Annotated in this window: 10 protein-coding genes; 3 read left to right on the top strand and 7 right to left on the bottom strand. The window is 69.7% G+C overall.

What is annotated here, in order from left to right:
* The 4 genes from AUL35_RS20840 to epmA all read right to left on the bottom strand — a co-directional run.
* A partial coding sequence (locus AUL35_RS20840) for a pentapeptide repeat-containing protein (protein ID WP_062018454.1) occupies positions 1 to 1,037 on the bottom strand: 1,037 nt, incomplete at its 3' end.
* An 88-nt stretch (positions 1,038 to 1,125) separates the two neighbouring features.
* Complete coding sequence (locus AUL35_RS20845) at positions 1,126 to 1,911, bottom strand: SDR family oxidoreductase (protein WP_062018456.1); 786 nt, start codon at positions 1,909 to 1,911, stop codon at positions 1,126 to 1,128.
* A 28-nt stretch (positions 1,912 to 1,939) separates the two neighbouring features.
* Positions 1,940 to 3,004, bottom strand: a complete 1,065-nt coding sequence (locus tag AUL35_RS20850) for a lysine-2,3-aminomutase-like protein (protein WP_244493865.1) — start codon at positions 3,002 to 3,004, stop codon at positions 1,940 to 1,942.
* Positions 3,001 to 4,059: an EF-P lysine aminoacylase EpmA gene (epmA, locus tag AUL35_RS20855; protein ID WP_062018458.1), complete on the bottom strand. Its 1,059-nt coding sequence runs from the start codon at positions 4,057 to 4,059 to the stop codon at positions 3,001 to 3,003. Before epmA ends, AUL35_RS20850 begins: the two co-directional genes overlap by 4 nt.
* A 147-nt stretch (positions 4,060 to 4,206) precedes the next feature.
* Between epmA and efp the strand changes: the two genes are divergently transcribed.
* Positions 4,207 to 4,779, top strand: a complete 573-nt coding sequence (efp, locus tag AUL35_RS20860) for an elongation factor P (protein WP_156418135.1) — start codon at positions 4,207 to 4,209, stop codon at positions 4,777 to 4,779.
* 181 nt (positions 4,780 to 4,960) lie between these two features.
* Here efp and AUL35_RS20865 read toward each other — a convergent pair whose 3' ends face one another.
* Entirely contained in the window at positions 4,961 to 5,299 is a 339-nt protein-coding gene (locus AUL35_RS20865) for an HNH endonuclease (RefSeq protein WP_244493866.1), read from the bottom strand.
* A 162-nt stretch (positions 5,300 to 5,461) separates the two neighbouring features.
* Here AUL35_RS20865 and AUL35_RS20870 point away from each other — a divergent pair, with 162 nt between their 5' ends.
* Entirely contained in the window at positions 5,462 to 6,304 is an 843-nt protein-coding gene (locus tag AUL35_RS20870) for an aspartyl/asparaginyl beta-hydroxylase domain-containing protein (RefSeq protein WP_062018462.1), read from the top strand.
* An 81-nt stretch (positions 6,305 to 6,385) separates the two neighbouring features.
* On the opposite strand, the gene AUL35_RS20875 is transcribed toward AUL35_RS20870, so the two are convergent.
* Both AUL35_RS20875 and AUL35_RS20880 read right to left on the bottom strand, forming a co-directional pair.
* Positions 6,386 to 6,817 carry a hypothetical protein gene (locus tag AUL35_RS20875; protein WP_062018464.1) on the bottom strand — a complete coding sequence of 144 codons (432 nt, stop codon included), beginning with the start codon at positions 6,815 to 6,817 and terminating at the stop codon, positions 6,386 to 6,388.
* Positions 6,818 to 6,827: 10 nt separating this feature from the next.
* On the bottom strand, positions 6,828 to 7,019 hold the full coding sequence (locus tag AUL35_RS20880; RefSeq protein WP_062018466.1) for a hypothetical protein: 192 nt from the start codon (positions 7,017 to 7,019) through the stop codon (positions 6,828 to 6,830).
* A gap of 381 nt (positions 7,020 to 7,400) precedes the next feature.
* On the opposite strand from AUL35_RS20880, the gene AUL35_RS20885 reads away from it, so the two are divergent.
* Positions 7,401 to 11,204: calcium-binding protein (locus AUL35_RS20885; protein ID WP_062018468.1), on the top strand; the 3,804-nt coding region annotated here is incomplete at its 3' end.

Genomic DNA, 11,204 nt, shown 5'->3' on the forward strand with positions numbered 1-11,204 from the left:
CCCGCGGCCAGCGCCTCGCGCCGCCGCCCGGCGCGCCAGGCGGAGAGGGCCCGGGCGCCCGCCGCGCGCCGGCCCATGAGGCGCGAGCGCTTGTAGGCCCAGCTCGCCTCGTCCTTGGCGCCGATGCTGGACAGGTTGGTTTCCAGCGCCCGGTAGCTTTGCGCGGCGGCCTCGAAGTCGCCCGTCCGCTCCTCGCCCACCATGCCGCCGAGCTGCTCGACGCTCATGCGGCTGCCCTCGATCCAGGCGCCGGCGAGGCGCACATGGGTGAGGTCGCAGCTCGACAGGTTCACGCGCACCAGCGTCGTGTTCGACAGGTCCGCGCCGCGCAGCTTCGCCCCGTCGAGCCGGGCGCCCGCGAACTGCGCGCCGCGCAGGCGCGAGCCCGAGAGGTCGGCGAGCTTGAGGCTCGCATCCGTGAAGTCGGCATGGGTGAGGTTGACGTCGGCGAGCTTCGCCTCGTCGAGCCGCGCGGCGCGGAACACGGTGTTGTCGGCGTCGGCGCCCTGGAAGTCGGCGCCCCAGAGATCGGCCTGCGCGAAGTCCGCCCCGTCGAGCAGCGCGCCCGAAAGCTTGGCGAAGCGCATCGAGGCCGCGCCGAAGGCCGCATCCTCCAGCATGGCCTTCGCCAGGACGGCCTGTCCGGCGACCGTGCCCGCAAACGAGGCGCCCGACAGGTCGGCGCCCGTGAAGTCGGTTTCCTCGATCAAGGCGCCGTCGAGGCGCACGCCGCGCCCGACCGCGCCCGACAGGTCGGCCGAGCCGAGGTCGGCACCCGACAGGTCCGCCCCGTCGAGCTGGGCGCGCGAAAGGTCGGCGCCGCGCAGGGCGAGGCGCCCCTCGCGCTCGTCCCACCAGGGGGGTGCGGGCACGCTCTCGGCACGGGTCCCGCGCAGGGCCGCCGCACGGTCCGCCAGCGCCTCGCGGCCGAGCGCGGCACGGCGAAGGTCGAGCCGCCCGCCCGCGCCCGAAAGGCCGAGCTCGGCCAGAAGCGCGCCCAGCGGAGCGTCGGCGCGGGGAGGGGCATGCTGGTTCATGAAAGGGGCCCGCAAGCGCCCGGTGCCCGGCGAAAGGCCGGGCCCACGGGACGCTCACGAACGGGTGAGGAGCCCGCGCGGTTCCGCCTCAGACGCCGCGCACGAGCCCGCCGTCGCAGCGCACGGTCGTGCCCGTCACATAGGCCGCGGGGCCCGACAGGAGGAAGGTGGCGACGCTGGCGAACTCCTCGGGCGTGCCGTAGCGCCCGGCCGGGATGCCGGCGCGCGCCGATTCCCGCACGTCCTCGACCGCCTTGCCGGTGCGCTTGGCGGCGGCCTGGTCGAGCTCCTCGAGCCGGTCGGTCGCGATTCGGCCGGGCAGGAGCATGTTGACGGTGACGCCCTCGCCCGCGACCTCGGCCGCCAGCGTCTTCGACCAGCCGTGGAGCGCGGCGCGCAGCGTGTTCGACAGGGCGAGGTTCGGGATCGGCTGCTGCACGCCCGAGGAGGCGATGGTGAGGATGCGCCCGAAGCCGCGCTCGCGCATTCCGGGCAGGAGGCGGTTCGTCATGGCGATCAGCGGGAAGACCATCGTGTCGGCCTGGCGCTGGAGGAGCTCGGTGGTCATCTGGCTCGTGGTGCCCGGAGGGGGACCGCCCGAGTTGTTGACCAGAAGATCCACGGGTCCCAGCCGCTCGGCGGCCTCCGCGATCGTGTCCACGGCGCCGGGCTGGCCGAGATCGGCGACGACATAGGAGGCCTGGCCCGCCCCGTGCGCGGTGATGCGCTCGGCCTCGACGCGCAGGCGGTTCTCGTCACGCCCGACGAGAAGCGGGTGCGCCCCTTCCGCCGCGAGCTGGCGCGCGATGGCGAGCCCGAGGCCCTTGGAGGAGGCGAGAACCACCGCGCGGCGGCCGGCGATCTGAAGGTCCATGAACGAGAACTCCCTTGGTCTTTCTGGATCAGTCCGCCGGCGTGTCGCCGGCGGGGGGCGGATAGGGGTGGAGGGTGCCCTGCGGGTCCTCGACGCGCCATGCCTCGCCGTCCCGTTCGAGATAGGCGGGGCCGACCGGCACCTTGCCGTGGCCGCCGGGAATGTCGAGGACGTAGGTCGGCTGGGCGAGGCCCGACAGCTGCCCGCGCAGCCGGCGCATCAAGGCGCGGCCCTCCTCCAGCGGCACGCGCAGGTGGCTCGTGCCCGGCGCGAGGTCGCCCTGGTGGAGGTAGTAGGGCTTCACGCGGTTCTCGGTGAAGCGGCGCATCAGCGCCTCCATCGCCTCGGCCGTGTCGTTGACGCCGCGCAGGAGCACGCTCTGGCTGACCACCGGCACGCCCGCGTCCACCAGCCGCGCCACGGCGACTTCCGCGTCCGGCGTGAACTCGCGCGCGTGGTTGGCGTGGAGCGCGACAAAGGCGGCGCGGCCAAACGCGCGAAGCGCCGCCACCAGCTCGCCGGTGACGAGCGCCGGCGAGACCACCGGCACGCGCGTGTGGAAGCGCAGGACGCGCACATGCGGGATGGCCCGGAGCGCTTCGGCGATCTGCCGCAGCCGGCGCGGCGATAGGAGGAAGGGATCGCCTCCCGTCACCACCACCTCCCAGATCTCCGGATGGTCGCGGACGTAGCCGAGCGCCCGGTCCATCTCGTCCGCCGAGAGCGAGCCGAGCCCGTCGGGCCCCACCATCTCGCGGCGGAAGCAGAAGCGGCAGTAGACCGGGCAGATATGCAGCGGCTTCAGGAGCACGCGGTCGGGGTAGCGGTGGACGATGCCGGGGACGGGTGCGTGCGCCCCGTCGCCGATCGGGTCGGCGCGCTCCTCCGCCAGCGTTTCCAGCTCCGCGGCGCGTGGCACGAACTGGAGGCCCACCGGATCGTCGGGATGCTCGATCAGGGCCGCGACGTCGCTGGTGAGGCCGACGGCGTAGCGCTCCGCCACGCGCCGGATCGCCTCCAGCTGATCGGGAGGCACGAGGCCGGCGCGGGCGAGCGCGTCCGCGTCGCGGATCGGGGCGGGGGTGCCGCTCACCAGTCGCCGCCCGGCACCGGCGTCCAGATCACGTCCTCGACGCGCGAGGCGCCCGTCGCCAGCATCGCGAGACGGTCGAAGCCGAGCGCCGCGCCCGACGCCTCGGGCATGTGGGCAAGCGCTGCCAGGAAGTCCTCGTCGAGCGGGTAGCGCGAGCCGAACCGGCGCTCGCGCTCGCGCATCTCCGCCTCGAAGCGGCGGCGCTGCTCGGCCGCGTCGGTCAGCTCGCCGAAGGCGTTGGCGAGCTCCACGCCGCAGGCGAACAGCTCGAAGCGCTCCGACACCCGCCCGTCGCGCGCCGAGCGCCGCGCGAGAGCGGCTTCGGGCGCTGGATATTCCATCAGGATCGTGGCGCGCCCGTTGCCGATCGCGGGCTCGACGCGCTCCACGAGGATGCGCGTGAAGAGGTCGCCCCAGGTATCGTCGGGAGCCTGGCGGATGCCCGCCGCCCGCAACTGGGCCGCCAGCGCCTCGCGGTCGGTCTCGCCGCCGGACGAGACGGTCGCGAGAAGGTCGACGGAGGCGAAGCGATCGCAGGCCTCGGCCACGGTGAGGCGCTCCGGCTCGGCGAAGGGGTCCACCTCCCGGCCCCGGAAGCGGAACCGCTTCGCACCCGCCGTCTCGGCGGCGAGCGCGAGAAGCGCCGCGCAGTCGCGCATCAGCTGCTCGTAGGGCTCGTTCGCGCGGTACCATTCGAGCATGGTGAACTCGGGCGCGTGAAGCGCGCCGCGCTCGCCGTTGCGCCACACGGGGCCGAGAACCATGAGGCGCCGCTCACCGGCCGCAAGAAGCTTCTTGGCCGCGAACTCGGGCGATGTGTGGAGGTAGAGAGGCGTTTCGCGTCCGTCGGCGGTGTGAAGCACGGTCGAGAAGGCCGAGAGACCCATCTCGTTGCCGGGCGAGCGCTGGAGGGCGGCGGTCTCGACCTCCAGGAAGTCGCGATCCTCGAACCAGCGCCGCACGGCCCCGCGCAGGCGGTTGCGCTGGAGAAGCGCCGGGCGCCGGTCGGCATGGACGTGGCGCGTCCACCAGGGGGAGCGGGGGGCGGAGATCATGGGATGCCCTTTAGAGGCTGCCGGCTCCCGCGCAAAGCGGCGAAAGCTGGCGCCAGGGGGCGAGATGGGCTAGGCGAGGCGCCAAACATCCTCCGGCGGGCGCTCCTGTCCGCCGTCCCATTCCTCTTCGATACAAGGTTTTCGCCCGTGGTGAAGGTCATCGCCAGCTCGCTCCGCAAGGGTAACGTCGTGGAGCGCGAGGACGGCAAGCTCTATGTGATCCTGTCGGCCGAGAACATCCATCCCGGCAAGGGCACGCCGGTCACGCAGCTCGACATGCGCCGCATCTCGGACGGCACCAAGGTGTCGGAGCGCTACCGCACCACCGAGCAGGTGGAGCGCGCCTTCGTGGAGGACCGCGAGCACACGTTCCTCTATGCCGATGGCGAGGGCTTTCACTTCATGAACCCCGAGACCTACGACCAGGTCGCCGTGCCCGAAAGCGTGGTGAGCGACGCCGCGCCCTACCTGATCGAGGGGATGGCCGTGATGCTGTCGCAGCACAACGGCGTGCCGCTGTCGATCGAGCTGCCGCAGCGCGCGACCTTCGAGGTCACCGAGACCGAGCCCACCACCAAGGGACAGACGGCCTCCTCGTCCTACAAGCCGGCGGTGCTGTCGAACGGGGTGCGCACGCTGGTACCCCCGCACATCCAGGCCGGAACGCGCATCGTGGTGATGACGGCGGACGGCTCCTATGTCGAGCGCGCCAAGGACTGACGCCGTCCTCCACCCTGCATATTGCATTGCACGCATGGGAGCCATGCGACATGAGCAATTCTCAGGCAAGGGGTCGCATGGCATAAGGGAGAGGCATTGTTCCTCCCAGATTGATGCATAAACTTCGCCCGCTCCGGTCCTCCCACCGAGCGGGCTTTTTCTTTTCCAAACCGCTTTCCCGTCAGCGAGCCGCCCGTGTCGGGGCGTGGAAGTCCGGCGGCTTGCCGTCGATCCAGGCCAGGAAGCGATGGAGGCGTGGATCGTCCGAGGGCTTCTCCCCGCGCGCGGAGATGTCGGCGAGTTCCCGGTTCGTGAAGCTCGCATGCATCGCACGGTGGCAGATCGGATGAACGGGTACGGTGTCGCGGCCGCCCCGGCTCTTGGGCAGCGGATGGTGCCACTCAACGCGGGCGCCGAGCGGGCGGGCACAGAGCCAGCAGTCGCCGAGGCGGGACGCTTCCTCCTCGCCCTCCACCCAGCGATTGTCCTTGTGCGGTCTCGCCTTGCGCTGTCGTCCCATGGCGCGGCATCTAGGCTCGCGCGTCGCCGGGGACCAGTCGTCGGGTGCCCGCGATCCCGCCTTGCGGCGTCCCGCCGCGCTGGCCGGCCATACGCTCGCGCCTTGAGCCCCCGTATCCTTTCGCGCTAACGATCACGGCGACGTGACGACGGAGGCGCCCCGATGACCCGCAACACGAAGAAGGCCCTGCGCCGCACGCTGATCGCCGTGCCGCTGGCCGCCCTGCTCCTGTGGTTCCTGTTCTGGCCGACGCTGGTGTGGATCGTGGCGGGCATCGTCGATCTCTCGCGCAACAAGGCGAAGACGCGTCTCATGGTCAGCCGCTACTTCACGGGCAACGGCATTCCGACCTGGCTCCTGTCGCCCTTCAACCTCCTCGTCGATGCGATGAGCTACCGCAATCCCGGCGTCTACCGCCTGGAGGACTTCCCGCCCGCCTGGCGCGAGGAGATCGAGACGGTGCTCGACACGTTCCGCGCGCGCCGCGAAGAGATCACCGCCGAGATCGACGCCAAGTTTCACGACGGGCGGCGCGGCATGTACGTCTATCGCTGGTACGGCAAGCAGCACATCCGCACGGTGCCGGAGTTCGAGCGCGACTTCCGCTACGTGAAGACCATCGCGGTCTCGGTTTTCTCGGGCAAGGAGTCGACCACCTGGCACTACGGCCCGCTGCGCCTGACGCTGCGCGTCCTTCTCAACCTCAAGCCCGCCGACAGCGACCGCGTCTTCATCGAGTGCCAGGGCCGCCAGCACCTGTGGCGCGACGACCCGCTCTACATCTTCGACGACACGCTGTTCCACCGTTCGGTCAACGAGGTGGACGCGCGGCGCTACAACGTCTTCATGGACGTGATCCGGCCGAGCCCGGTGCCGGGGGTGCTGAGCTTCCTCCTGCGCGGCGTCTCGGCGATCGCCGACCAGATGAAGGCGATGTTCTACAAGAACTGGCGCATGATCGGCGCGCCGAAGGCCAAGGCCCCAGCGGGCGACGCCGCCGCCTGAGGGCATTCTCCCGATCGCTTAAGAAAGGCCCGCCGCGTTCCCCCCGGCGGGCCTTTTCGCGTTTGGCGGGAACGTGCGGCCTCAGCGGCGGCGCACCTCGACGTCGAGCGTTCCGCCGAGCGCCCAGATGGCGCTCGCCAGAAGGTCGATCTGCGAGTTGTGCTCGATGCGCAGGAGGCGCTCCACGCGGTCCTCGGCGGTGCCGAGGCGCTGCGCGAGCTCGGCCGTGGTGACGTCGCCCTCGCGCATCAGGGCGTAGAGCGAAAGCTTGATGTAGGCGAGCGGGGGCAGGGTGATCGAGGCGCGCGTCCCCGCCCGCCCGGTCTCGGGCCAAGGCACGGGCGCGCGGTCGGCGATGCGCGCGGCGATCGCCGCCTGGACGCCGAGGCTGGCATTGGCGAAGGCCCGCGTGCGGTTCTGCCCGAGCGTGACGAGCTCGGGAAAGGCCGCGCAGGTCACGACCCAGGCCCGGTCGCCTTCCTGAGCCGGCTGCGCCTCGTACCACCGCATCATCGCCGGCGCCTCACGAGGGCATGTCGAGCCGGCGCGCGACCTGGGCGAGAAAGAGAGGACCGAGCGCGGCATCCGGCACGTCGGCCGGCAGGACCACCGAGCGCGCACCCCGGCGCACCACGAGATGGTGGAAGGCGGGGGGCGCGGTCTCCACCGCGCAGCCGCGCGCCCGGAGCTCGGCCAGAAGATCCTCCATGGTCATCGCACTACAACCGCTGCCAGGTGTCAGATGCTCGAGGCATCCGCGCCGAGCTCATGCCGCGACGCTGCCTCCGGTTGTAGAGTTCTTATGATGCGGGCGGGTTCCGTCAAGCGGGAATTGCGGGTCGCTCAAACGCTGAATGCCGCTCTATTCTCCATCGTTTATAGCTTTTCCGGAGCTTTCCCGGCCTGTGTCGGTTTGGCATCACACGCAACCATGGGATGCAAAATACCAGAACGGTCGTCTTGTCTCGCGACGCGCTCCGATCCATACAGCTCGCCGTATGGTTGCATTACCCGGTTGTAATGACGCCTGCGACGGGAGGGTGCGCGGTGTGCACGCCCGCCCCCTCATCGAACCCTTGGGGCTCCAGGAGAGACTATGGCCGATTTTCTTTATGAGGGTCTGGCGACCCGGTCGATCGACGACTTCGATCCGGCCGCGGATACGCTGACGCTGAACCTCACCACCGCTGAGATCTTCGACATCCGCGAGACCGACGGGTCGACGCAGATCGTCACCACGGCCGGCACGGTGCTCACGCTGACCGGCGTCACCTATGCCGAACTCGCCGCCAACGCGGACGCCATCGTACTCGCCTCGGGCGGCGACTTCACGGTCCTGAACTCCGCTGGCTCGGCGACCGGCACCGCGGGTGGCGACGTGATCGTGGGCGGCGAGGGCGCCAACACGATCGATGCCGGCGGCGGCAACAACCTCGTCTTCGGCGGCGGCTCCTACACCCAGCCCGACGACGGCAACGACTCCATCACGTCGGGCGCCGGCAACGACACGCTCTACGGCAACGGTGGCGACGACACGATCGACTCGGGCACCGGCAACGACCTCGTCTATGGGGGCCTCGGCGAGGACCAGATCACCGCGCAGGCGAACGGCGGCCAGACCGTGACGGTTTACGGCGGCGGCGCGCTCACCGACACGACCGACGGCGGCGACACGATCACGATCACCGAGGGCGCGGGCTCGGCGCTCGTCTACGGCAATGCGGGCGATGACACGATCACCGTCGATGCGCTCGGCGCCAGCACGGTCAACGGCGGCCTCGGCAACGACTCCATCACCGTGAACAACAACGGCGCCAACCTCGTCTACGGCGGCGGCACCACGGCGGACGCCGACGAGATTCGCGTGAACGGCGACGGCAACAACACGATCTACGGCGGCAGCGGCATCAACGACGCGACCGACGGCGACGATCAGATCATTGTGGACGGCACGGGCAACAACCTCGTCTACGGCAACGGTGGCGGCGACAATATCGCGATCCGCGGCAACGGCGCGAACACCGTCTATGGCGGCGCGGGCGACGACGTGGTCGGCATCATCGGCAACGGCTCGAACCTCGTGGTCGGCGGCGCCAACGACAGCGACATCGCGCTGGTGATCGGCGGCGGCGACAACACGCTCTACGGCGGCAATGCCGTGAACGCGGCGAACGACGAGGCCGATCTTCTCGGCGTCATCGGCGACGGCGACAACCTTATCTACGGCAACGGCGGCGATGACCTGCTGGGCGTCATCGGCGACGGCGACAACACGATCTACGGCGGCGCGGGCTCCGACACGATCATCGTGGGCGCGAACTTCGCCGGCCTCGGCTTCTCGGCGCTGGGCGCTCTGCCGCCGGGTGCGCTCAACAACGCCGTGACATTTGCGCAAACGGTCGGCAACGAGCTCGGAATTACCGGAGCCGACCTGTCCGACCTGATCGGCGTTGCTGGGGACGGCGTGGCGGATGGCGACAACCTGATCGTCGGCGGCACGGGCACGAACACGATCAACCTTCTCGGCTCGGGCAACAACACGATCTACGGCGGCAGCGGCATCACGGATGCCAATGACGGCACGACCACGGTCAACGCCATCCTGCTCGGCGGCGCGTCGCAGATCTACAGCAACGCCGGCGCCGACGAGGTGAATGTCGATCTGGCGAACAACGCGGCCGTCACCGTCAACGGTGGGCTGGGCGACGACGAGATCAACGTTGGCTACTTCGACTATGCGGAGGCCGGCACCTCGGCCGTCGTAATCGGCGGCGACGGGGCCGACGACGTCGAGTACTATGGCTACGGCGACGTCACGATCTACGGCGGCACCGGCGTGACCGATCCGACCGCCGACGCCGACGCCGACGACATCTATGTCGATCTGGAGGGCAACAGCGCCTCGGCCGTGGTCTACGGCAACGGCGGCAACGACGACATCAACGTCGACCAGTTCGGGGCCAATGCGGTCACCATCTACGGCGGCGTCGGCAACGACGAGATCGATGTCGGCTATAACGGCGCTACCGAGGCCGGCAGCACCGCCGTCATCTACGGCAACGACGGCGACGATGAGATCTACTACTACGGTGCCGGCCAAGCCACGATCTACGGCGGCAACGGCGAGACGGACGCGGCCAACGACGCCGACTATATCAATGTCCAACTTACTGACGCCGGGGGTGCCGCCACCGTCTACGCGAACGGCGGCAACGATGAGATCGAGGCCAATCTCGTGGCCGGGACCTCGGCCGTGCTCTACGGCGGTCTCGGCAACGACTTCGTCACGGTGGACGGCTCCGGCGGCTCGGTGACGGTGTTCGGCGGACCGGGCGAGGATCGCATCGATCTGTCGGGCTTTGCGGGCAACAGCACGGTCTACGGTGGCACGGGCGTCAACGACTCGGCGGACGGCGCGGACACGATCATCGGCGGCGACGGCAACGACGTCATCTACGGCAACGGCGGCAACGACTCGATCGTCTCGGGCGCGGGCAACGACACGCTGGTCGGTGGCGCGGGCAACGATACGTTCGACATCAACGGCGCCGGCGCGAAGACGATCGCCGACTATGTTGCAGGCGAGGACACCGTCCTGGTCAGCACCGCAGGGGTCGCCTTCGACGGTCTGACGGTCAACGCAGCCGGGGACCCGGTCATCGCGTTGAGCAACGGAACCACCATCGCCTTCGACGGCGTAGGCGACGGCCGCATCGAAGTGCTGTTCACCAACGGAACCTCTGACACCGCGGACGACGTACGGCTGGTTCGCGGATCGGCAGCCGCCGATACGATCGAGGGTACGGCCGGCAACGACGTTCTGATCGGCGGCGCGGGTGACGATCTGCTCACCACCGGCCAAGGCGACGATACGCTGGTCGGCGGTGCGGGGATCGACACATTCGCGATCAACGGCATCGGCGCGAAGGTCATCGCCGACTACACGCTGGCCGAGGACACGGTGGTCGTCAGCCTGGCGGGGATCGGTGCCGGCGACGTGGTGCTGGGCGAGGGGGACGATCCGATCCTCACCTTCGGTGACACGACGTTGACCTTCGACGGCATCGGTGACGGCCGCATCGAGGTTCTGTTCAACAACGGAACCGAGAACGCCGCGGACGATACGCTCTACGTGCGCGGCTCGGCCCAGGCCGACACGATCATCGGTTCGGCCGGCGGAGACATCCTGCTCGGTGGTGGTGGAAACGACAGCATCGACGGGGGCACCGGCGACGACAGTATCGTGGGCGGCGCCGGCAACGACACGCTTCTGGGCGGTGCCGGCAGCGACACGCTCATCGGTGGTGCCGGCGACGACAGCCTCGTCGGTGGTGAAGGCGACGATCGCCTCAACGGCGGTATCGGCAACGATACGCTCGAGGGCGGTGCCGGATCGGATACGATCCTCGGTGGCGACGGTAACGACAGCCTCGACGGTGGTGCCGGCAACGACACGCTGGAGGGTGGCGCCGGCAACGACACCATCTTCGGCGGCGATGGCGACGACAGCATCGTTGGCGGTGAAGGTGCAGACAGTCTCGATGGCGGGCTCGGCAACGATACGCTCGAAGGCGGTGCCGGATCGGATACGATCTTCGGAGGTGACGGAAACGATAGTCTCGCGGGTGGTGCCGGTAACGACATCCTTGATGGGGGTGCCGGCAACGACACGCTGATCGGCGGTCCGGGAGCGGACACGCTGACGGGCGGAGACGGGTCCGACACGTTCATCATCGACACCGGGGACACCATCACCGACTTCGATGCGAATGAGGATCTGATCGGCGGGAACGGTCTCGCGCCCGCGCTGCTCAGCATCGATCTCACGATCGACCTCGACGCGCTGAGTGCAGTGCCGGTCGTCGGGGATCTCGTCGCCGGCTTGGCCGGGGACCTAGGG

Origin of the sequence: Aureimonas sp. AU4, assembly GCF_001463765.1 — a bacterium.
Lineage (GTDB): Bacteria > Pseudomonadota > Alphaproteobacteria > Rhizobiales > Rhizobiaceae > Aureimonas.